At 64.4% G+C, this 435-nt stretch carries 1 pseudogene; it reads right to left on the bottom strand.

Annotated elements, in window-relative coordinates:
* A pseudogene (locus I6F21_RS37975) lies at positions 1–254 on the bottom strand (MFS transporter); the annotation flags it as partial.
* Positions 255–435: the final 181 nt, after the last annotated feature.

The following is a 435-nucleotide window of genomic DNA, read 5'->3' as shown; positions in this document are numbered from 1 at the left end:
ATCGAGCCGAGCGGGCGCATGATGAACGACACGCCAAACGTCCCGACGGAGAACATCAGCGAACTCCACGCATCGCCCGTGGGGAAGAACAGCTTGCCGATGGTGATGGCGAAATAGCCGTAGATCAGCAAATCGTAGTATTCGAGCGCGTTACCGACGCTGGCGGCCAGAACGGCTCGCCAGGGTGCGGGATGTCGATGTGCGTCGGCGGCGCGCGCGCCTGCGCTGCTCGCGTTGAGGGTGTGGGCTGGCATGGTTGTCTCCCCGTGGTCTGTGCCGATCCGCCTGTTTTGCCGAACGGCGCTGGCGGGCGAAGGTTGCGGAGGAGTCTAGGTGCCGCGCCGAGGCGGCTTGTGCCGTTTCGGCACAAGGTTGGGCTTTTTGCGACGCGCCTCAGGTGAGATCGTTACGGCCGTTACCGCTGGCGTTGTCGAC

This window comes from Bradyrhizobium sp. NBAIM03 (assembly GCF_020194055.1).
Lineage (GTDB): Bacteria > Pseudomonadota > Alphaproteobacteria > Rhizobiales > Xanthobacteraceae > Bradyrhizobium > Bradyrhizobium yuanmingense.
This window is presented reverse-complemented; position numbering and strand designations above follow the sequence as displayed.